This window comes from Streptomyces humicola, from assembly GCF_024436035.1.
Lineage (GTDB): Bacteria > Actinomycetota > Actinomycetes > Streptomycetales > Streptomycetaceae > Streptantibioticus_B > Streptantibioticus_B humicola.
The window spans coordinates 345,982-369,000 of the sequence record NZ_JANFNG010000003.1 but is presented as its reverse complement, the minus strand read 5'-3'; the positions used below and the strand labels follow the sequence as shown (position 1 = coordinate 369,000).

Here is a 23,019-nt window from a genome sequence, read left to right as displayed (position 1 = left end):
CATTGTCAGTGGTCGCCCGTAGTCTCTCGAACTGTGGCCGAGACAACGTTGACATCAACCGAGGAACGGCCCGCGGGGGACAGATCCGCGGTGCGGTCGCTGGTCAGGCTGTGGCCGTACGTCAGGCCGGTGGGGCTTCGGCTCTTCGGCTCCGCGTGCGTGGCGGTGGTCGCGTCGTGCCTGTCGTTGCTGATCCCGCTGGTGCTGAAGTGGATCGTGGACGGGCCGGTCGCGCGCCGGGATCCTTCCGGGGTGTGGCTCGGCGGCGGGCTGGTGCTGCTGCTCGGGCTGCTGGAGGCGGGCCTGTTCGGGGTGCGGCGGTGGCTGGTGGCACGGCCGATGGCAGGGCTCGAAGCACGGATGCGAGCGGACCTGTACCGGCATCTGCAGCGGCTTCCGGTCGCCTTCCACGATCGGTGGGGATCGGGTCAGTTGCTCTCGCGCGGCACCAACGACCTGCAGATCGTCAGGATGTTCCTGACGTTCCCGCTGGTCTTCCTCGCCGTCAACTCCACGACGATCCTCGTCGGCTTCGGGATCCTGTTGAGCCAGCAGTGGACGCTCGGCCTGGTGCTGCTGGTGCCTGCGGTCCCGCTGGTGGTCATGTGTGCGTACTTCGAGGCGCGGTACTCGCTCGCGGCGCGCCGCGCCCAGGACCAGATCGGCGATCTGACCACACTGGTCGAGGAGTCGGTGCTCGGCATCCGCATCATCAAGGCGTTCGGGCGCCACCGCAGCCAGGCGCGCGCCTTCCGCCGCCAGTCGCACGAACTGCGCGGCACCGAACTTCGCAAGGCCTGGCTGCTCGCCGACATCTGGGCGCTGATCACCGGGCTGCCGGACATGGCGCTCGGTGCGGCGCTCTTCGTCGGCTGTGTGCAGGTCGCCCACGGCTCGCTGTCGGCGGGCACTCTCGTCGCCTTCCTCTCCACCGCGCTGGCCCTGCGCTGGCCGATCGAGTCGATCGGCTGGCTGCTGTCGATCAGCAACGAGTCGGCGACCGCGTCGGACCGCTACTTCGAGGTGATGGACGCGGCCGAGCCGCCCGAGACCGGGAACGACGAGGAGGAGACCTCCGGCTCCGGCGGGATCCGCTTCAGCGGCGTCAGATTCCGCTACCCGGATGCTCCGCCGCACTCGCCCGACCTGCTCACCGGCGTCGACCTGCACATCCGCACCGGCGAGACGATGGCGCTCGTCGGCGCCACCGGCTCCGGAAAGACCTCGCTGACCGCGCTTATCCCAAGGCTGTACGAGGCGACAGGCGGCCGCATCACCCTCGACGGCGCGGATACGGCCGGGATGACCCGCGCCCGGCTGCGGGCCCTGGTCTCGACCGCGTTCGAGGAGCCGACTCTGTTCTCGGCGAGCGTGCGCGAGAACGTGCTGATGGGCGCGGAGGAGGCGAGCGATGCGGATCTGCTGCGCGCCCTGGAGATCGCCCAGTGCGGCTTCGTGCACGAGCTGCCACAGGGCGTGGAGACCCAGGTGGGCGAGCAGGGGCTGAGCCTGTCCGGCGGACAGCGGCAACGGCTCGCGCTGGCCCGGGCGGTGGTAGGGCGCCCGCGCTTTCTCGTCCTCGACGACCCGCTGTCGGCGCTCGACGTGCACACGGAGGCCTTGGTGGAGGCGGCGCTTCGGCAGGTGCTCGCCACCACCACCGCCCTCGTCGTCGCCCACCGGCCGTCGACCGTGATGCTCGCCGACCGGGTGGCGCTGCTCGCCGACGGCCGGATCGCGGCGGTCGGCACCCACCGCGAACTGCTGGGCATCAGCGCCGAGTACCGATGGCTGATGTCGGGATCCGACGGGGCACACCGCGCGCCCGCCGATGCCGAAGGGAGTACGGCCCGATGACCTCCGTCACGCAACCGCCCACCGACCAGGCCGACGACGAACGCGGCGCGGCGGCGGACGACCCCTACGACCGCGATCTGCTGCCGTCGCCGCGCGGCGCCTCCCGCGCGCTGCTGCGCGAGCTCGCCGGTCCGCACAGGGCACGGGTGTGGTTCGCCGCGGTGGTGCTGGTGATCCAGCAGGCCGCCGTGCAGGCCGGGCCGCTGATCGTGGCGATGGCGATCGACCGGGCCATCCCGGCGCTCGGCAGGCACGACAGCGGCCCGCTGTTCGCCGTGGCCGGCGGATACGTGGGCGCGGCGATCGTCGCGGGGGTACTGCAGCGCACCTTCATCCGCGTCGCAGGCATCGTCAGCCAGGATGTGCTGCTCGAACTGCGCGGCAGGATCTTCCGCCATGCCCAGGCGCTGGGCCTGGACTTCCACGAGCGCTACACCTCGGGCCGGATCATCGCCCGCGCCACCTCCGACGTGGAGGCGATCCGCGAGCTGCTCACCGAGGGGCTGCAGGAGCTGCTCAATGTCGGCCTGTCGGTGCTGTTCATCGCGGGTGTGCTGGTCTATCTCGACTGGGGGCTCGGGCTGTTCGCGCTGGCGACGGCGATTCCGCTGGTGGTCTCCGTCCAGCGCTTCCGGCGCCGCTCCAAACGTGCCTACACCGCCCGGTCCGCTGCGATGGCCGCGGTCATCGTCCGCTTCACCGAGACCATGAACGGCATCCGGCCGGTTCAGGCGTTCCGCAGGGAGAGCGCCAACGACGAGGCGTTCAATGCGCTCAACCGCGTCCACCGGCGGGCCAACGGTGACGCGATACTGGAGATGGGCCGGTTCACCGTCAGCTCCTGGCTGATCGCCAACACATCGGTAACGCTTGTGGTGCTCTGGGGCGCCTACCGCGTGGCGTCCGGCTCGCTCGAACTCGGGGTGCTCGCCGCCTTCGTGCTGTATCTGCGGCGGCTGTACGCGCCGATCGACCCGCTGGGGATGTTCCTCAACTCCTGGCAGTCTGCGGCCGCTTCGCTCGACAAGATCGCGGGGCTGCTCGCCCAGAGCCCCTCGGTTCCGGAGCCGTCCGCGCCGCGTGCGCTCCCGCAGCGCGAAGCGGGGCGGCCCGGGAGGGCGGTTGCCTTCGAGGGGGTGCGCTTCGCCTACCGTACGGGCGGTGAGGTGCTGCCGCGCTTCGACCTGACGCTGCCTGCGGGGCAGACCATCGCCGTCGTCGGGGCGACGGGTGCGGGCAAGTCCACGCTCGCCAAGCTGCTCGCCCGCTTCTACGACCCGACGGGCGGCCGGGTCACGCTCGACGGTGTGGACCTGCGTGAGCTCGCCGGGCCCGAGCTGCGGCGGGGTGTCGTGATGGTGACTCAGGAATCGTTCCTCTTCTCGGGGACGGTGGCGGAGAACATCGCGCTCGGCAACCCGGACGCGACCCCCGACGAGATCGAGGGGGCGGCGAAAGCTATCGGCGCCCACGACTTCATCGCCGCGCTTCCGGACGGCTATGACACTGACGTACGCAAGCGGGGCGGCCGGATCTCGGCCGGTCAGCGGCAGTTGGTGGCGTTCGCCCGCGCGCTGCTCGCCGATCCCGGCGTGCTCATCCTCGACGAGGCGACCTCATCGCTCGACGTGCCCGGTGAGCGGGCGGTGCAGCGCGCGATGCGCACGGTTCTGCGCGGCCGCACCGCTGTGATCATCGCGCACCGCCTGTCGACGGTCGAGATCGCCGACCGGGTGCTGGTGATGGAGTCCGGCCGGATCGTCGAGGACGGCTCCCCGGCCGAACTCATCGGCGGCGACGGCCGGTTCGCCGGCCTCCACCAGGCCTGGGAGGACAGCCTGGTGTGACCGGTGCCGGTGCGAGCCGCCGAGCCCTGTCCTACACCGCGTCGGGTCCGCTCTCCCTCGTTCGGATCCGTACAACGTTGTCCACCGGCACCGTCCACACCACTCCGCCCCCCGTGCCGCGGGCCCCGGCCGAGCGGATCACACGGACGAGGTCGGCGGCGTCGAAGTCGAGGGTGAGGACGTCGAGGCGGAGCAGCGGGGTCACATCGACGCGGTATCGAGCGCCGCGGTAGACCTCGGTCCGCGCCGTGTATCCGTCGTAGCCCTGCACCTCGCTGACGGTCAGGCCTCGCACACCGAAGGACTGCAGGGCCTTGACGACGTCGGGCACCCGGTGCGGGGGGAGTACCGCGGTGACCAGCCTCATCGGGGCCCGCTCAGGCCGTTGAGCCGGGGTCGCCGGAGCGCCTGGCCGCTTCCACCCGCTCGCCCGGCGAGCCTGTGGCCGTGACGGCCGTGGCGCCCGCCGGTTTCGCCTCGGCTGCGGCGCCGACGCCGACGGCGACCGCGGTCTCCGTCGGGTAGGCCTCCTCGTCATGGATGGCGAGGTCGCCGGACTCCAGTACCTCGTCCGGGGCCCGCAGCTTCATGAACAGGCCGAGGAACTTGAGGATGAGGAAGGTCATGACGGCGGACCAGACGATCACCGTGGCAGCGGCCCCGGCCTGCTTCCACAGCTGCTGGGGGTTGCCGTCGAGCCAGCCGCTGGCGGACACGGCGATCGACTTGCCGTCCTTGCCGTAGTAGACGGCCATCGCGGAGGAGGCGAAGACACCTACGAGCAGACCACCGGAGAGCCCCGCGATACCGTGGGTGTAGATCACGCCGAGGGCGTCGTCCACCCGGTTGAACGGCCAGACCTTGGAGAGCTTGTTCCACGCGAACCAGACGATCGTCGAGGAGATCAGGCCGATGAAGATCGCCCCGTAGCCGGTGACGAACCCGGCTGCCGGGGTGATGGCGACCAGACCCGTGATCATGCCGTTGATGGCGCCGAGGAAGGTGGGCTTGCGCTGTGGTCCGGCGAGCATGTCCCAGATCAGCCAGGTCAGCAGGGCGACGGCGGTGGCGAGGTTGGTGTTGAGCACAGCGGCCGCGGCGTTCTGGCCACCGAAGTACATGTCGCCGCCGTTGAAGCCGTTCCAGCCGAGCCACAGGATGCCGGCGCCGACAGCGATCATCGGCAGGTTGTTGGGCACGGCGTGCGAACGGTCGCGGGCTAGCCGAGGCCCGATCACCGCTGCCGCGACGAACCCGGAGACGCCGGCGGACAGGTGGATCACATAACCGCCGGAGTAGTCGAGGGCGCCCTTCTGCGCCCACCAGCCGCCGCCCCACAGCAGGAAGGCGTCGACGCTGTAGACAATCGTCGACCACAGGGGGACGAAAAGCAGCCACACCTTGAAACTCATCCGGCCGATCACGCTGCCGAGGAAGAGCAGCGGCGTGATCGCGGCGAAGACGAACTGGAAGTAGGCAAGCGTGGTCTGCGGAAAGCGGAAGGCCGGCATGCCGCTGCTGAGCAGAGGGATGTTCGCCTGCTGCATCTCGGCGTGCGACCCGGTGATCGGACCCGGCTTTCCGATGAAGGACCCGAATATCCCCCACCAGCTGCTGGGAGCCCAGGACTGTCCGAATCCCATCTTGAATTCCCACAGCACCCAGCACACGAGCACGAGGGAGAAGGCGGTGAACGCCATGAGCATGGTGTTCACCACCCATTTGCGCTGGACAAGACCCCCGTAGAGCACCGCGATGCCCGGAAGACTCATCAGTCCCACGAGAGTGGCAGCGACCAGCTGCCATGTATTGTCACCAGAGTTGAGCCAGCTCGGATAAGGGATCACCGTCGATCATCTCCCTCGGGAGAAGCGGTGCCGCTCTTGCGGCGTGACGCACCGCAGAGTCGTCCTTGATCGGTTTCCGAGTGGTTCCGGTCACATTGCGGGCGCGCAAATTGTTCCTCACCGCCGCTGTCTCAGGCCTGCGGAGGCGGCGGAGGCGGCGGAGGCGGCGCGCGTCATTGCGCACCGCCTCCACGCTCCCCGCCCGAGCGCCCCCTACCCCTACCGCAGCAGCCCGGCCGTCATCCCGGCGGTCTCCGCCGGCACCGCGATCAGGCCCAGCTCCGCGGGGGACGCGAGCAGCGGATGAGCGGGCAGCACCCGCACCGTGTAGCCGAACGGCCCGGTGCGGTCGAGGGAGAGTGGCCCCTCGTACAGCCAGCGGCCGTCCAGATCGGGCCGGCCGGCCGGTTTGAGCGAGACGACCGCCGGATCGGCAATGCTGTCGGACTCGTCGACGCGCCCGGCGACCACCTGGACGTCCACGTCGCGCGGATCCAGGTCGCCGAGGGTGACCTGCACCCGCAGTGCGAGCGAGGAGCCCAGCTCCGGTGTGCCGCCGACCGATCCCGTCTCCACATGGTCGATGGCGACGCGCCCCCACTGGCGGCGCACCTCCGCCTTCCAGTCCGCGAGCTCCCGGGCGGCCTGCGGGTCGACCGAGCGGTGGGCGCGCGCGGCGGGCGCGTAGAGCTCCTCCACGTACTCGCGCACCATCCGTCCTGCCAGCACCTTGGGACCCAGGGTGACCAGGGTGTGGCGGACCATCTCGATCCAGCGTTCCGGCAGGCCGCGCTCGCCGACGTCGTAGAAGCGCGGCGCGACCTGGTTCTCGATCAGGTCGTAGAGCGCCGCGGCCTCGATGTCGTCGCGGCGGTCCGGATCACTGCCGGAGTAGCCGTCCGCGGTCGGGATGGACCAGCCGTTGTCGCCGTCGAACCACTCGTCCCACCAGCCGTCGAGCACCGACAGGTTGAGGCAGCCGTTGAGCGCCGCCTTCATCCCCGAGGTGCCGCACGCTTCGAGCGGCCGCAGCGGGTTGTTCAGCCAGACGTCGCATCCGGGGTAGAGCCGCTGCGCCATGGCCATGCCGTAGTCGGGCAGGAAGACGATCCGGTGGCGCACCTTCGGGTCGTCGGCGAACCGCACCAGCTCCTGGATCAGCCGCTTGCCGCCGTCGTCGGCCGGGTGCGCCTTGCCCGCCACCACGATCTGCACCGGCCGCTCCGGATGGAGCAGCAGTCCGGTGAGGCGCTCGGGATCGCGCAGCATCAGCGTCAGCCGCTTGTACGAGGGCACGCGGCGGGCGAAGCCGATGGTGAGCACGTCCGGGTCGAGCACCTGATCGGTCCAGCCGAGTTCGACGAGCCCGGCGCCGCGCTGCCGCCACGACGCGCGCAGCCTGGTGCGCACCTCCTCGACGAGCTGCTCGCGCAGCGTCCTGCGCAGCTCCCAGATCGCCGAGTCGGGGATGTCGGCGACCGCCTCCCAGCGGGCGGCGCCGCCGACGGCGAGCGCGTCCTCGGTGCGCTGGACGCCGATCTGGCGGGTGCCGAGCCGCATCACCTCGGGCGCGACCCAGGTGGGTGCGTGGACGCCGTTGGTGATCGAGGTGATGGGCACCTCCTCCGGGTCGAACCCGGGCCACAGGCCTGCGAACATCTTGCGGCTGACCGCCCCGTGCAGGATGCTGACGCCGTTGGCCCGCTGGGCGAGGCGCAGTCCCATCACGGCCATGTTGAACACCTGTGGGTCGCCGCCGGTGTAGGTCTCCGTGCCGAGGTCGAGCACCCGGGCGACGTCGACGCCCGGCAGCTCGCCGTCGTCGTCGCCGAAGTGACGGGCGACGAGTTCCCGGTCGAAGCGGTCGATGCCGGCGGGGACGGGGGTGTGGGTGGTGAAGACGGTTCCGGCGCGGACGGATTCGAGTGCGGCGTCGAACCCGAGCCCCCCGCCCGAGCCGCTGGGCACACTGATCAGTTCCCGGATCCGCTCCAGGCCGAGGAAGCCGGCATGTCCCTCGTTGGTGTGGAACACCTCGGGTGCGGGGTGTCCGGTGATCCTGCAGTATGCGCGGACCGCTCGGACACCGCCGATGCCCAGCAGCATCTCCTGCAGCAGGCGGTGCCCGCTCCCGCCGCCGTAGAGCCGGTCGGTGACCTCGCGTTCGCTCTGGTTGTTCTCCTCCACGTCCGAGTCGAGGAGCAGCAGCGGGACCCGTCCGACCTGTGCCTTCCAGATGTGCGCCCGCAGCGAGCGTCCGCCGGGGAGCGAGAGGACGACGGGCGCGGGCACGCCGCTGTCCTCGCGCAGCAGCGTCAGCGGCAGTTCATGCGGGTCGAGGACGGGATAGTGCTCCTGCTGCCAGCCCTCGCGCGAGAGCGTCTGGCGGAAGTACCCGTGCCGGTACAGCAGCCCCACGCCGAGCAGCGGGACGCCGAGGTCGCTCGCCGCCTTGAGGTGGTCGCCGGCGAGGATGCCGAGACCGCCGGAGTACTGGGGCAGGGCCGCGGTGATGCCGAACTCGGGTGAGAAGTAGGCGATTGCGGAGGGCAGTTCGGCGCCGTCCCCTTGAGCCGCCTGGTACCAACGGGGATTGGTGAGGTAATCGGTCAGGTCCTCTGCGACGGCGCCGAGCCGCCGCAGGAACCTGCGGTCCCGGGCGAGCGCGTCGAGCCGCTCCGCGGGGACCGCACCGAGCAGCCGCACCGGGTCACCGCCCGCCGCCTGCCAGCCGCCGGGGTCGACGGACTGGAGCAGCTCACGGGTTTCCGGGTGCCAGGACCATCGCAAATTCTGTGCCAGCTCGCGGAGCGGCACCAGAGGTTCGGGGAGAACTGTACGGACAGTGAAACGACGGATAGCCTTCACGCTCTCGACGGTAGCGGCGCGCGGCCACGCATTTCGCCCCTGTGCCCCGCAATAGCCGTCCCCAAGCCTCGATCCGGCCAGGATTCCCCCGAACGACCTAACGGCCCCCCACTTTCGCGGCTACTCATCCGTATCTGACGTCCCACATTCCTACGCGCGAGTACGCCCTGCCCAAACAGGTTGCGGCGCGGTAAGCCTGGGGAAGGCTCCTCGCAGCCACGCCCCCGACCATGCCACAGCCCACACCAGCGCATCCTCCCACGCAGCCTCCCCCATCGCCCACCACCACCCTCAAACGAGCGCTTCGCGCAACGTCCACTTGAGTGAACGCGAACTGGAGCGGCCATGCACGCCCGTACACAATCGAGGGAGCAGATAGAAAAGGCACAGGGGGCACCGAGACCACGCAACGACGCAAGCCCAGGTGAGCCAATGATCGGTCGCATCCCTGTCCTGGACGTCCGCCCGCTGGTTGAGTGCGGACGCCGCCCCGCCAAGGCCGTGGTGGGCGAACCTTTCGACGTCACGGCGACCGTCTTCCGCGAGGGGCACGACGCGGTCGCCGCCAATGTGGTGCTCCGTGACCCCGCGGGTCGCAGCGGTCCGTGGACACCGATGCGGGAACTGGCGCCCGGCACCGACCGCTGGGGCGCCGAGGTGACGGCGACGTCGGAGGGCCGCTGGACGTACAGCGTCGAGGCCTGGTCCGATCCGCTGGCCACCTGGCGGCACACCGCGTCCATCAAGATCCCGGCCGGCATCGACACCGGTCTCGTGCTCGCCGAGGGAGCCGCTCTGCTGGAGCGCGCGGCGGCCGGCGTGCCCAAGAAGGACGGCCGGGCCGTGGTGCTCGAAGCCCTCGACACACTGCAAGACAAGGAGCTCGCACCGGCGGTGCGGCTCGCCGCCGCGCTGACGCCGGAGGTCACCGGGGTACTCGCGTGCTTCCCGTTGCGGGACCTGGTCACCTCCTCCCGCCCGCTGCCGCTGCTGGTGGAGCGTCAGCGAGCCCTGTTCGGCTCCTGGTACGAGTTCTTCCCGCGCTCCGAGGGCGCGGTGACCGAGGAGGGCGCCCCGCCGCGCTCCGGCACCTTCCGTACCGCTGCCGAGCGGCTCCCGTCGATCGCGGCGATGGGGTTCGACGTGGTGTATCTGCCGCCGATTCACCCGATCGGCGCCTCGTACCGCAAGGGCCGCAACAACGCGCTCTCCGCGGGGCCCTACGACGTGGGCTCGACGTGGGCCATCGGCTCCGCCGAGGGCGGGCACGACGCCATCCACCCCGATCTGGGCACCATCGAGGACTTCGACGCGTTCGTCGCCCGCGCCCACGAGCTGCGGCTCGAAGTGGCGCTCGACTTCGCGCTGCAGTGCTCCCCTGACCACCCCTGGGTGGACAAGCACCCTGAATGGTTCGTGCACCGGGCGGACGGCTCCATCGCGCACGCCGAGAACCCGCCGAAGAAGTACCAGGACATCTACCCGCTCGCCTTCGACACCGACATGCCGGGGCTCGTCGCCGAGACGCTACGCGTGCTGCGCCACTGGATGAGCCACGGCGTGCGGATCTTCCGGGTGGATAATCCGCACACAAAGCCGGTGGTCTTCTGGGAGAAGGTGCTCGGCGAGATCCAGCGCACCGACCCCGACGTGATCTTCCTCGCCGAGGCCTTCACCCGCCCGGCGATGATGCACACCCTTGCCTCGATCGGTTTCCAGCAGTCGTACACCTATTTCACCTGGCGCAACACCAAGGACGAACTCACCGACTACCTGGAGGAGTTGGCGGGTGAGGCCGCCGCTTACATGCGGCCCAATCTCTTCGTCAACACCCCCGACATCCTGCACGCCTATCTGCAGCACGGCGGCCGCCCGGCGTTCGAGGCGCGGGCCGTCCTCGCCGCCACACTGTCACCCACATGGGGGATGTACTCGGGCTTCGAGCTGTGTGAGAACACCCCCGTACGAGAGGGCAGTGAGGAGTACCTCAACTCGGAGAAGTACGAGCTGCGCCCCCGCGACTGGGCCAGGGCCGAGGCCGAGGGTCGCTCCATCGCCCCGTTGATCACCCGGCTCAACCGGCTGCGCCGCCGTCATCCTGCCCTGCAACACCTGCGTAACCTGCGGTTTCACCACAGTGACAACGACTCGGTCGTCGTCTACTCCAAGCGGGTGCGGACCGCCGGGGGAACGGGCACAGAACCCGACACCTACGACACCGTACTCGTCGTGGTCAACCTCGACACGCGCGATACCCGCGAAGCGACCATCTCGTTGAACATGCCGGAACTCGGCCTCGACTGGCACGACTCCATCCCGGTGCGCGACGAGCTCACCGGCGAGACCTACCACTGGGGCAGGGACAACTATGTGCGCCTTGAGCCGGGCGTCACGCCCGCGCACGTGCTGTCCCTGCGACCGTCCTCACCGATCGGAGGGTCACCCAATTGATCGTCAACGAGCCCGTCCATGACCTCTTCGAGGACACCCCGGCCAAGGACCGCGATCCCGACTGGTTCAAACGTGCAGTCTTCTACGAGGTGCTCGTCCGTTCCTTCCAGGACAGCAACGGCGACGGCATCGGCGACCTGAAGGGCCTCACCGCCAAGCTCGACTATCTGCAATGGCTCGGGGTGGACTGCCTGTGGCTGCCACCCTTCTTCTCCTCGCCGCTGCGGGACGGCGGCTACGACGTCTCCGACTACACCGCCGTCCTCCCGGATTTCGGCGACCTCGCCGATTTCGTCGAGTTCGTGGACGCAGCCCACCAGCGCGGCATGCGGGTGATCATCGACTTCGTCATGAACCACACCAGCGATCAGCACCCGTGGTTCCAGGCCTCCCGCAGCGACCCGGACGGGCCGTACGGCGACTACTACGTGTGGGCCGACGACGACAAGCAATACCAGGACGCCCGCATCATCTTCGTCGACACCGAGGCCTCCAACTGGACGTACGACCCGGTACGCAAGCAGTACTACTGGCACCGCTTCTTCTCCCACCAGCCGGATCTCAACTACGAGAACCCGCGCGTCCAGGAGGAGGTGATCGCGGCGCTGCGGTTCTGGCTCGACCTGGGCATCGACGGCTTCCGGCTCGACGCCGTCCCGTACCTGTACGCCGAGGAGGGCACCAACTGCGAGAACCTGCCGGCCAGCCACGCCTTCCTCAAGCGGGTCCGCGCCGAGATCGACGCCCACTACCCCGACACCGTGCTGCTCGCCGAGGCCAACCAGTGGCCCGAGGATGTCGTCGACTATTTCGGCTCGTTCCCGAGCGGCGGCGACGAGTGCCACATGGCCTTCCACTTCCCGGTGATGCCGCGGATCTTCATGGCGGTGCGCCGCGAGTCCCGCTACCCCGTCTCGGAAATCCTCGCCAAGACGCCGGCGATCCCCTCCGGCTGCCAGTGGGGCATCTTCCTGCGCAACCATGACGAGTTGACGCTGGAGATGGTGACGGACGAAGAGCGCGACTACATGTACGCGGAGTACGCCAAGGATCCGCGGATGCGCGCCAACATCGGCATCCGGCGCCGACTCGCCCCGCTGCTCGACAACGACCGCAACCAGATCGAGCTGTTCACCGCGCTGCTGCTCTCCCTGCCCGGCTCCCCGATCCTCTACTACGGCGACGAGATCGGCATGGGCGACAACATCTGGCTCGGCGACCGCGATGCGGTGCGCACGCCGATGCAGTGGACGCCGGACCGCAACGCCGGGTTCTCGTCCTGCGATCCCGGCCGGCTCTACCTGCCCACGATCATGGACCCGGTCTACGGCTACCAAGTCACCAACGTGGAAGCCCAGATGAGCAGCCCCAGCTCGCTGCTGCACTGGACCCGCCGGATGATCGAGATCCGCAAGCAGAATCCGGCCTTCGGCCTCGGCTCTTTCACCGAGCTGCCCTCCAGCAACCCGGCGGTGCTGGCGTTCCTGCGCGAGGTATCGGTGCCGGGGCGCGGGGACGACCTGGTGCTGTGCGTGAACAACTTCTCGCGCTTCCCGCAGCCCACCGAGCTGGATCTGCACCGCTGGGCCGGCCGCCATCCGGTCGAACTCATCGGCGGGGTCCGCTTCCCGGCGATCGGCGAACTGCCGTATCTGCTCACCCTCGCAGGTCACGGCTTCTACTGGTTCCGGCTGCGCCGCGACCCGGCGTAGCGCGGATACGGCTGTGAGCGACGTACGCGCGGCAGACGGGCCGCACCCGGCCGCGATAGCCGCATCTTCGCCGCGCAGACGGAGAAGCGAACGAAAAAGGCGGGGTGTACGTCCCGGCGCGGGCACGGCAGTTTCGCGCCGTGGGGCGCGGGCAGGCTCACCGGTGCCGTCACCGGCGCCCTGCTCGCGCCGCCCCGTGCACCTCTCGACGTGAGTGCAGATGCCATCACCGCATTGGACGGGCGCGCGCCCCCCGAGGAAGGGACGTCATGTCGGACACCTCGTGGCTTCGTCCCATCACCACCGTGACGTCAGCCGCCCGCGCGTCGGCCCCGGAGGCGTCCGGGCTGCTGCGGTCGCTCACGCCGCTGCTGCGGGAATGGCTGCCGCGGCAGCGGTGGTTCGCCGGGAAGGGCAGGCCGATCACCGGATTCGGCCTGGTCTGCGCGACGGAACTGCTGCCGGCCGACGGGGGCGCCGACGCGCCCGCGCTGCTCCATCTGCTGCTCGACGTGCACCAGCCCGACTGCCCGCCCGACTGCTACCAACTCCTCGTCGGCACCCGGGAGCTGCTGCCCCCCGCACTCGCGTCCGCGCTGATCGGACGTGCAGTGGGCGGCCGTCTCGACGGGCTCACCCTCTACGAGGGACTACACGACCCGCGCCTTGCGACGCTCCTGCTGGAGCGGATGCGCACCTCGGGATCGGACGGGCATCTGCGGTTCTCGGCGGAGCCGGACGCCGTGATCCCGTCAGGGCTTGCGCCCCGGCTGTCGGTGGCCGAGCAGTCCAACTCGTCGGTCATTTATGGAGATACGTTCATCCTCAAGCTGTTCCGGCGCATCTCGCCCGGCTGCAACCCGGACCTGGAGCTCTCGCTCGCCCTCGCACGGGTGGGCTCGGCCCGCGTGGCCGCGCCCGTGGCATGGTTCGAGGCGACCGGGCTGCATGAGGAGCCCGCGACCCTCGGCGTGTTGCAGCGCTACCTGCCCGGCTCGTCCGACGGCTGGGAGCTCGCGCTGCGCGCTGTCGACGGTGCGGTGGCCGGCGCGGACTTCACCGATCACGCACGGGCGCTCGGACGCGCCACTGCCGAGGTGCACACGGCGCTCGCCGACGCGCTGCCGACGACGCTGCTGCGCCGCCCGCAGATCCAGCGGCTCGCCACCTCCATGGCCGAGCGCCTCGATGCCACGGTGGCCGCCGTGCCGGCGCTCGCCCCGTACCGGACGGGCCTGCTCGACGCCTTCCGCGACCTCGTGACGTTCGGCTCGGACGGAGGGACGGTGCGGGCCCAGCGCATCCACGGCGATCTCCATCTGGGCCAGGCGCTGTGGACGCCGGCGCAGGGCTGGGTGCTCATCGACTTCGAGGGGGAGCCGGCGCGGCCGCTCACGGAGCGGCGGCGCCCGCACTCCCCCGTCCAGGACGTCGCGGGCATGCTGCGGTCGTTCGACTATGCGGCACGGCACCGCGATCCGGCATCGCCGTACGCCGCGGAGTGGGCCGATCGCCATCGCGCCGCCTTCGTCGCGGGCTACGCCGAACGGTCGGGCAGTGACCCGAACGACTCACCTGTGCTGCTGCGTGCCTACGAAACCGACAAAGCTGTGTACGAAGTCGTCTACGAGGCCCGTCACCGACCCGACTGGCTGCCCATCCCCATGGCCGCAATCGAACGGCTGTGCCGACCCGCGGCCCCCTTCGCCCGCCTCTCGAGGAGGACCCGACCGTGAACCCGCGCGATCCCTCGCACTCGGCACCCAGGGAGGCGGCGGCCCGTACACCCGTACCCGATCCTCCGTTCGCTTCTCCGCCCACCGGCGTACCGGACACATTCCTCCCGTCTGTCGTGCCGGGACCGCCGTTCGCCTCGGAGGCCGTGGCCCGCGGTTATGACGCAACCCACCGGGCACCCGCGTCGGGAACCGCGCCGCGGCCGGTGCAGGCGGCGCGGGCCGCCCAGGTGGACCGCCCGGTGCCGCCGTCCGTCGGTCCCGGCCCGGAACCCGGCGAGCCGCAGCCGTGGTCGCCACCGGCCGCCGGACCCGTCCCGCCCGTCGCGAGCGGGCCCGGTGAGAGTGCCTGCGCACTGCTGAGCCCCGAGGGGCACCGGCTGCTCCTCGACGGCGCCCACCACGACCCGCACGCGCTGCTGGGCGCGCACCCCGTCTCCGGGGGTGTCGCGCTCCGCGTGCTGCGCCCGTACGCCCGCTCGGTGTCCGTCGTCACCAAGGAGCTGCGCGCGGAGCTCCACGGCGACCGCGAGGGCCTGTTCACGGGTGTGCTGCCGCTGCGGGAGATCCCCGAGTACCGGCTGGTGGTGGAGTACGACGACGGCGAGCACGAGGTCGACGACCCCTACCGGCTGCTGCCGTCGCTCGGCGACCTCGATCTGCACCTGATCCGCGAGGGCCGCCACGAGCAGCTGTGGACGGCGCTCGGCGCGCATCCGATGACGCATCAGGGCGTGACGGGCACCCGGTTCACGGTGTGGGCGCCGAACGCGCGCGGGGTGCGGGTGGTCGGCGACTTCAACTGCTGGGACGGGACCGGCCACCCGATGCGCTCGCTCGGCTCGTCCGGGGTGTGGGAGCTGTTCCTCCCGGGCATCGGCGAGGGCACGCTCTACAAGTTCGAGATCATCCGTTCGGACGGCGGCCGGCAGATCAAGGCCGACCCCATGGCCCGCCGCACCGAGGTACCGCCCGCGACCGCGTCCATCGTCACCGCCTCTCATCACCAGTGGCAGGACGACGAGTGGATGGTGCACCGCGCCGACACACCCGTCCACCGGGCGCCGTTCTCCGTCTACGAGGTGCACCTGCCGTCGTGGCGGCCGGGCCTGACCTACCGGGAGCTCGCAGAGCAGCTTCCCGCCTACGTCAAGGACCTCGGATTCACCCATGTGGAGCTGATGCCGGTCGCCGAGCACCCGTTCGGCGGCTCGTGGGGCTACCAGGTCACCTCGTACTACGCGCCCACCGCCCACCTCGGCACGCCCGACGACTTCCGGCACCTGGTCGACGCGCTGCACCGGGCCGGGATCGGCGTGCTGATGGACTGGGTGCCTGCGCACTTCCCCAAGGACGACTGGGCGCTCGCCCGCTTCGACGGGCCGCCGCTGTACGAGCACGCCGACCCCGCGCGGGCCGAGCACCCGGACTGGGGCACCCTGGAGTTCGACTTCGGCCGCACGGAGGTGCGCAACTTCCTCGTCGCCAACGCCGTCTACTGGTGCAGCGAGTTCCACATCGACGGTCTGCGGGTGGACGCCGTCGCCTCGATGCTGTACCTCGACTACTCGCGCGAGCACGGCCAGTGGAGCCCGAACCGGCACGGCGGCCGGGAGAACCTGGAGGCGGTGGAGTTCCTGCAGGAGATGAACGCCACCGTCTACCGCCGCTGTCCGGGGGTGGTCACCATCGCCGAGGAGTCGACGGCGTGGGACGGGGTCACCCGGCCCACCCACCACACCGGCCCGACCGGCTTCGGCGGCCTCGGCTTCGGCCTGAAGTGGAACATGGGCTGGATGCACGACACCCTGGAGTACCTCTCCCACGAACCGATTCACCGCAAGTACCACCACGGCGAGATGACCTTCGCGATGGTGTACGCGTACTCCGAGAACTACGTGCTGCCCATCTCGCACGACGAGGTCGTGCACGGCAAGGGCGCGCTGGTCTCCAAGCCGCCGGGCGACTGGTGGCAGCGGCGCGCCACCCACCGCGCCTATCTCGCCTTCATGTGGGCGCACCCGGGCAAGCAACTGCTCTTCATGGGACAGGAGTTCGCCCAGGGGGCGGAGTGGTCGCACGACCACGGCCCCGACTGGTGGCTGCTGGACGAGACGTACTCGGCGGCCGGTGACCACCGCGGTGTGCGGGACCTGGTCCGCGAGCTCAACCGGCAGTATGCCGCGACACCGGCGCTGTGGCAGCTGGACACCGACCCGGCCGGTTTCGCGTGGATCGACTCCGGCGCCGCCGACGACAACGTCTTCTCCTTCGTCCGGTACGACGCCGAGGGGCAGCCGCTGGTGTCGGTGAGCAACTTCTCGCCCGTCGTCCGGCACGGCTACCGCATCGGGCTGCCCGACGGCGCAGCGGCGTGGCAGGAGGTTCTCAACACCGATGGTCCAGACTACGGTGGCAGCGGTGTGGCCGATCGCGAGCCGCTGAAGGCCGAACCCGTCGCATGGAACGGCCGTTCGGTCAGCGTAGAGTTGACCTTGCCGCCGCTGGCGACGGTGTGGCTGCGCCCGGCGGCCGCCGAGTGACGCTTATCGGCGGACAATTGGCGTCCGATTTGTACGTTCATCCGAAGTCGATGGCCGGATCCGGCCACCGGTTCATCGGATCCCACCATAGGTTACGCAAGGTAACTGACCGTACCCTGGCGCGGTGCCACCGCCCTTCGATCCTGCTGCCGCAAGGCGACATCGCCAACAACTTGGAATGTCGCACGCCCATGTCTCCCATGGAATATGGGCCTCGTACGGACTCCAGATCCCGCCCGAGACCGTCCTGGCCTGGGAGCGGGGCGCGGCCCTGCCCGACGAGCGCGAACTGACCGCGCTGGCCGCCGCGTTGTGGTGCTCGGCGAGCGACCTGCTCGGCGAGCCGACCACCTTGCGCGAGTTCCGCTGGGCCCGCAGCATGGCCGTCGTCGACCTGGCGAGGGCGGTCGGCATGCAGCCCGGCGAGTACGAGCGGATGGAGAAGCGCAACCGCTGGACCGGCAACGACCGCCAGACCGCTGCCCTGCGCTATGCCCTCGGCCTCACCGTCCCCCAGCTGATTCACCTCACCGGGCGCGAGGAGAAGCTCGCCGGCTACCTGTGCTCGGCGGCGGAGACCCGCTGGCAGGCATACGTCCGCCCGGTCTGCGCCCTCGTCCCGCTCCCCCGCGAGCAGCTCGAGGAGGCGCTCGCCCGGCTGCACTCCGAGTACCAGGCGATGATGGTCTCCTCGCTGAGCTGGAGCGCGTCCGCGCCCAAGGAGGACAAGAGCGCCCCCTACCGCGCCGCGATCCTCGACCATTTCTGGGCCTTCCTGCCAGCGGCCCACGAAACGCCGTGACGGTCGTTCCGGTGCATTCTCATGACCGTAAAGAACACAAGGGTGACCGACGGCCCTCGCGGCCTCAAGCTGTGGCGGGTAACACACACGACCCCGTGGTGAGAGGTCCCCGACATGAGACAGCTACTCGGCGGGCGCGAGGCCAGGCCCCCTCGCCGCCGGCTCACAGCAGACCAGCGCAACTCGTTCATCGCGGCCCAGCTCGGCTGGACGATGGACGCATTCGACTTCTTCATCGTCGTTTTCGTATACGGCGAGATCAGCAAGAGCCTTCACGTCTCGCTGGAGACGGTGGTCTTCCTGAGCACGGCCACCTTGCTGATGCGACCGCTGGGTGCGCTGCTGTTCGGGCTGTGGGCCGACCGTGCGGGCCGCCGACTGCCGCTCATGGTCGATGTCTGTTTCTACTCGGTGGTCGGTTTCCTGTGCGCCTTCGCCCCCAACTTCACCGTGCTGCTGGTACTGCGGCTGCTGTACGGGATCGGGATGGGCGGCGAGTGGGGCCTCGGCGCGGCCCTGGCCATGGAGAAGATCCCGGCCGAGCGGCGGGGATTCTTCTCCGGCCTGCTGCAAGAGGGCTACTCCTTCGGATACCTGCTGGCCGCACTCGCCTATCTGCTGGTCCACTCCGAGCTGCACCTCTCGTGGCGCTGGCTGTTCGGGCTGAGCGTCGTCCCGGCCCTGATCAGCCTCATCGTGCGCTCCCGGGTGAAGGAGTCCGAAGCCTGGGAGAACACCCGCGAGTCCATGCGGGTCACGCGGACCTCGATGCGTGATGTGCTGCTGAACGGGAAGGTGGTCCGGCGGTTCGCCTATCTCGTCGTGCTGATGACCGCGTTCAACTGGATGAGTCACGGCACCCAGGACGTCTTCCCGACCTTCCTGAAGGCCACCGACCAGGGCGGCGCCCACCTGTCGGCGACGACGGCGAGCTGGATCGCGGTGATCTACAACATCGGCGCCATCATCGGCGGACTGATCGCGGGTGCGCTCTCCGAGCGCTACGGACGCCGGTACATGATCGTCTTCTGTGCGCTGCTCGGTCTGCCGGTCGTGCCGCTGTTCGCCTACTCGCACACCGCTGGCATGCTCGCCCTCGGTTCGTTCCTGATGCAGCTCATGGTGCAGGGGGCGTGGGGTGTCATCCCGGCCCACCTCACAGAGCTGTCACCGGACGCCATCCGCGGCTTCTACCCGGGCGTGACGTACCAGCTCGGCAACTGCCTGGCCGCCTTCAACCTGCCGATCCAGGTGGCGCTGGCGAAATCCCACGGCTATCCCTTCGCGCTCGCCGCGACCATCGTGCCGGTGTTGGTCATCGTCGCCGTGCTGACCCTCGCCGGCAAGGAGGCCAAGGGCATCTCGTTCGGGTCCGAGCCGGCTGCCCCGGAACGCACCGCCGCGTACTCCTGACCGCCCCGGGTGTGCCCCGGGCGGCCCGGGGGCACACCCTCGTGCACAGTGCACACTGGAAGGCATGCACCTACCATGGCCTCGCCGCGGGCGGGGCCTGCCTCTCCCGTCCAGGCGTCCCCGCAGCCTGGCCGGTCAGCTGCTCGCCATGCAGATCGCGGTGATCGCGGCCGTGCTGCTGGGCTGTGCAGCCGTGGCATACGTCTTCGCCCAGAACGAGGCGGACGACACCGCGCGCCAGCAGGTCGTCAGCGAGGCGCGCACCATCGCGGACACGCCGACCGTCCGCCGGGCGGTCGGCGGCCGGAATCCCACCGCCGTCCTCCAGCCGTACGCCGAGCAGGTGCGCCGCGACACCGGCGTCTCGTTCATCACGATCATGAGCCCGAGCGGGATACGGTTCACCCACCCCAACCCTGCGGAGATCGGCCGACACTTCCTCGGGCACCGCGCCGAGGCGCTGGCCGGGCACACGTTCACCGAGACCTACCGGGGCACCCTGGGCCGCTCCATCCGGGTCGTCACACCGGTGTGGGACACGCACGGCAAGGTCAGCGCGCTGGTGAGCGTGGGCATCACCGTGCACAGCATCGACAGCCACCTGCGCGACCAGTTGCTCACCCTGTTCGGGCTCGCGCTCGCCGCGCTGGCCGTCACCGGCACCGGCACGTACCTCATCGGATCGCGGCTGCGCCGCCACACCCACGGCATGGGCGCGGAGGAGCTGAGCCGGCTGTACGACTACCACCAGGCGACCCTGCACGCGGTGCGGGAAGGCCTGCTCCTGCTCGACGCGCAGCGGCGCATCGCCCTGTGCAACGACGCGGCGCGTGAGCTGCTCTCGCTGCCGTCCGACGCCGTCGGACGATACGCCGCCGAGCTCCGGCTGCCACCGTCGCTCACCGGCGCGCTGCTCGCCGCGGAGCCGAGGGTCGACGAGGTGCATCTCACCGACGAGCGGGTGGTGGTGGTCAACACCCAGCCAGTCGAGGGCGGCGAACAACGCGGCACCGTGGTGACGCTGCGCGACCACACCGAACTGCAGGCGCTCACCGGCGAGCTGGACAACCAGCGCGGTTTCACCGAGGCGCTGCGCTCACAGGCCCACGAGGCCGCCAACCGGCTGCACACCGTGGTCTCCCTCATCGAGCTCGGACGCGCGGACGAGGCGGTCGAATTCGCCACCGCCGAGCTGGAGTTGGCCCAGGCACTCACCGACCGGGTGGTCGCCGCGGTGGCCGAACCGGTGCTCGCCGCGCTGCTGCTCGGCAAGGCCGCGGAGGCCAACGAGCGCGGCGTCGACTTCCGCATCACACCCGACAGCCGCATCGACGACCGGATGCTGCCGCCTGCGCTGAGCGCCCGCGATCTGGTCACCGTCCTCGGCAATCTGATCGACAACGCCCTGGACGCGGCGATCGAGGCTGCCGGCTCCCCAGGCTCGCCGCGCCCGTACGTCGAGGTGACGGCCCGGGTCGACGACGGGCGGTTGCTGCTGCGCGTGGCCGATTCCGGGCGCGGAGTGGAACCCGAGGAGTTGCGGGAAGTGTTCCGGCGCGGCTGGAGCACCAAGCAGGCCGCCGACGACCGGGGCCGCGGGATCGGCCTCGCCCTCGTCGAGCAGGCCGCCCGCCGCGGTGGGGGTACGGTGCACGTCGACCGGGAGGTGGGTGCGGTGTTCACGGTGACCTTGCCGGTGGCGGAGAGGGCGCGGGCGTGAGTGAGCGGATCCAGGTGCTGATCGTCGAGGACGACCCCGTGGCGGCGGACGCCCACCGGATGTACGTCGAGCGGCTCAGCGGCTTCGCCGTCGCCGGGATCGCGCACTCCGGTGCCGAGGCGTTGCGCTTCGTCGAGCGCCACCCCGTCGATCTGGTCCTGCTCGACCTGCACCTCCCGGACGGCCACGGCCTGCAGGTGGTGCGGTCGATGCGCGCGGCCGGGCACGCCGCGGACGTGATCGCGGTGACCTCCGCACGCGATCTGGACGTGGTCCGGCAGGCCGTGTCGGTCGGCGTGGTGCAGTACCTGCTGAAGCCCTTCACCTTTCCGGCGCTGCGCGACCGGATGGAGCGGTGGACGCGGTTCCGCGACGAGCTGGCGGGCGGCGAGGCCGCCGGGCAGGACGAGGTGGACCGCGCCCTGTCGGTGCTGCGCAGCCGCGATTCGGCCACGGTGCTGCCCAAGGGGCTGAGCGCGTCGACGCTGGAGGCGGTGACGGCCACACTGCGGCAGTCGCCTGAGGGGGTGTCGGCGGGCCAGGCCGCCGAGGCGGTCGGCGTCTCGCGGATCACGGCGCGCCGCTATCTCGAGCACCTGGTGAACACCGGCCGTGCGCACAGAGCACCGCAGTACGGGCAGGTGGGCCGCCCGGAGCTGAACTACCGGTGGGCACCGGACAACTGACGCACCGTTCACACACAGCAGGCCCGGCAACCTGGCATCAGGCCGACTTCGTCGGCGGGCCGACGTTTACAACGTTGTCATCAATCCGGCGGATCCCCGTGCACGGGCATTGACCCTGCGTAAATCGGCCACCTACGGTCGCGTGCATCCAGCAGCCACCCTTTCCCGGGAGGACGTGCATCATGCGCCCTGCGAGGATCATCGTCGCCGCCTCCGCCCTGGCCCTGGCAGCCACCGCGTTGAGCGCCTGCTCCAGCACGAGCAGCGACCCGAACACCATCAAGATCGCCTACGAGCGCATCCCCGACAACAGCGTCCGGGTGATGGACGACTACCTGGCCCTGGTCAAGAGCAAGTTCGAGAAGGAGTACCCGGGCAAGCACGTCGACCTCATACCGGTCACCGCGGCCGAGAACGACTACTACACCAAGATCGAGCAGATGATGCGCTCCCCGCGCACCGCGCCCGACCTCGTCTACGAGGACACCTTCCTCATCAACTCCGACATCAAGGCGGGGTATCTCAAGCCGCTGGACAGCTATGTGAACTCCTGGTCCGACTGGAGCCGGTTCCTCGCCACCGCGAAGTCCTCCGTCACCGCCCAGGACGGCAAGGTCTACGGGGTGCCGGACGGCACAGACACCCGCGGACTGTGGTTCAACAAGACCATCTTCGCCAGGGCCGGGCTGCCCTCGACCTGGCAGCCGAAGGACTGGAACGACATCCTCACCGCCGCCCGCACCATCAAGGCGAAGGTGCCCGGTGTCATCCCGCTCAACGTCTACACCGGCAAGTCGCCCGGTGAGGCCTCGGTGATGCAGGGCTTCGAGATGCTCGCCTACGGCACCGGCTCCGACCCGCTCTACAACCCGCAGACGAAGAAGTGGGTGCCCGCGGGCCAGGGCTTCACCGACGCGCTCGACTTCATGCACACCGTCTATTCGCAGAAGCTCGGCCCGGACATCTCCGATGCCGACGATCCCAACGTCCAGGCCGTCGTCGGCACCGAATGGCTCCCGGAGGGCAAGGTCGCCATCGACCTCGACGGCTCATGGATGGGCAACAACTGGCTGCCGACCGGCGGCAAGCCGTGGCCTCAGTGGAGCCAGGTGCTCGGCACCGCGGCGATGCCGACCGAGTACGGGCAGGCGCCGGGCGCTGTGAGCATGTCGGGCGGCTGGGCCTGGGCGATCCCGGCGAAGTCGCAACGCGCCGATCTCGCCTTCCAGTTCGTCAAGACGCTGCAGACCGAGCAGAACGCGGCGACCTACGACATCCGGTCGGCGAACATCGCCGTCCGCAAGGACGTCGCAGCGGACCACAACTATCTGACATCGATGCCAGGCATCGACTTCTTCACCAAGCTGGTGCAGTACACCCACTACCGGCCGGCACTGCCCGTCTATCCGCAGGTGTCGACGGCCATCGGCCAGGCGATGGAGTCCGTGGTCACCGGCCAGTCGTCGACGGCCGACGCCGTCAAGGCGTACGACCAGCAACTGGCCTCCATCACCGCGGGAGACGGCCAGTGACGGCG

At 70.0% G+C, this 23,019-nt stretch carries 13 protein-coding genes and 2 pseudogenes; 12 read left to right on the top strand and 3 right to left on the bottom strand.

The window, feature by feature from the left end; genetic code table 11:
- The first annotated feature begins 90 nt into the window (after positions 1-90).
- Both NGB36_RS07685 and NGB36_RS07680 read left to right on the top strand, forming a co-directional pair.
- Positions 91-1,857, top strand: coding sequence for an ABC transporter ATP-binding protein (locus NGB36_RS07685; protein ID WP_255919405.1), 1,767 nt, complete (start codon positions 91-93; stop codon positions 1,855-1,857).
- A complete protein-coding gene (locus NGB36_RS07680) occupies positions 1,854-3,704 on the top strand; it encodes an ABC transporter ATP-binding protein (protein WP_255919363.1) in 1,851 nt (616 codons plus the stop codon). Before NGB36_RS07685 ends, NGB36_RS07680 begins: the two co-directional genes overlap by 4 nt.
- A 31-nt stretch (positions 3,705-3,735) precedes the next feature.
- On the opposite strand, the gene NGB36_RS07675 is transcribed toward NGB36_RS07680, so the two are convergent.
- The 3 genes from NGB36_RS07675 to glgP form a co-directional block, all read right to left on the bottom strand.
- Positions 3,736-4,071: a P-II family nitrogen regulator gene (locus tag NGB36_RS07675; RefSeq protein ID WP_255919362.1), complete on the bottom strand. Its 336-nt coding sequence runs from the start codon at positions 4,069-4,071 to the stop codon at positions 3,736-3,738.
- Positions 4,072-4,081: 10 nt separating this feature from the next.
- Complete coding sequence (locus NGB36_RS07670; RefSeq protein ID WP_255919361.1) at positions 4,082-5,551, bottom strand: ammonium transporter; 1,470 nt, start codon at positions 5,549-5,551, stop codon at positions 4,082-4,084.
- A 219-nt stretch (positions 5,552-5,770) separates the two neighbouring features.
- On the bottom strand, positions 5,771-8,419 hold the full coding sequence (glgP, locus tag NGB36_RS07665) for an alpha-glucan family phosphorylase (protein WP_255919360.1): 2,649 nt from the start codon (positions 8,417-8,419) through the stop codon (positions 5,771-5,773).
- A 432-nt stretch (positions 8,420-8,851) separates the two neighbouring features.
- Between glgP and NGB36_RS07660 the strand changes: the two genes are divergently transcribed.
- The 10 genes and pseudogenes from NGB36_RS07660 (at position 8,852) to NGB36_RS07620 (ending at position 23,014) form a co-directional block, all read left to right on the top strand.
- Entirely contained in the window at positions 8,852-10,870 is a 2,019-nt protein-coding gene (locus NGB36_RS07660; RefSeq protein WP_255919359.1) for an alpha-1,4-glucan--maltose-1-phosphate maltosyltransferase, read from the top strand.
- Positions 10,867-12,582, top strand: coding sequence for a maltose alpha-D-glucosyltransferase (treS, locus tag NGB36_RS07655; RefSeq protein WP_255919358.1), 1,716 nt, complete (start codon positions 10,867-10,869; stop codon positions 12,580-12,582). The genes NGB36_RS07660 and treS overlap by 4 nt, the downstream gene beginning before the upstream one ends.
- Before the next feature lie 269 nt (positions 12,583-12,851).
- The gene (locus tag NGB36_RS07650) at positions 12,852-14,318 is read left to right on the top strand and encodes a maltokinase N-terminal cap-like domain-containing protein (RefSeq protein WP_255919357.1); all 1,467 of its coding nucleotides are present in this window, start codon (positions 12,852-12,854) and stop codon (positions 14,316-14,318) included.
- Positions 14,319-14,674: 356 nt separating this feature from the next.
- A complete protein-coding gene (glgB, locus tag NGB36_RS07645; RefSeq protein ID WP_255919404.1) occupies positions 14,675-16,861 on the top strand; it encodes a 1,4-alpha-glucan branching enzyme in 2,187 nt (728 codons plus the stop codon).
- Positions 16,862-17,039: 178 nt separating this feature from the next.
- Positions 17,040-17,663 (top strand): XRE family transcriptional regulator, encoded by a 624-nt coding sequence (locus tag NGB36_RS07640; RefSeq protein ID WP_255919356.1) that lies wholly within the window; start codon positions 17,040-17,042, stop codon positions 17,661-17,663.
- Positions 17,664-17,777: 114 nt separating this feature from the next.
- Positions 17,778-19,076: an MFS transporter gene (locus NGB36_RS07635; RefSeq protein WP_255919355.1), complete on the top strand. Its 1,299-nt coding sequence runs from the start codon at positions 17,778-17,780 to the stop codon at positions 19,074-19,076.
- A gap of 64 nt (positions 19,077-19,140) precedes the next feature.
- Positions 19,141-20,094, top strand: a pseudogene (locus NGB36_RS33705) (sensor histidine kinase); the annotation flags it as partial.
- A 387-nt stretch (positions 20,095-20,481) separates the two neighbouring features.
- Positions 20,482-20,796, top strand: a pseudogene (locus NGB36_RS33700) (sensor histidine kinase); the annotation flags it as partial.
- Complete coding sequence (locus NGB36_RS07625) at positions 20,793-21,482, top strand: response regulator (protein WP_255919353.1); 690 nt, start codon at positions 20,793-20,795, stop codon at positions 21,480-21,482. The pseudogene NGB36_RS33700 and the gene NGB36_RS07625, both read left to right, overlap by 4 nt.
- Positions 21,483-21,664: 182 nt before the next feature.
- Positions 21,665-23,014: an extracellular solute-binding protein gene (locus tag NGB36_RS07620; protein WP_255919352.1), complete on the top strand. Its 1,350-nt coding sequence runs from the start codon at positions 21,665-21,667 to the stop codon at positions 23,012-23,014.
- Positions 23,015-23,019 lie beyond the last annotated feature (5 nt).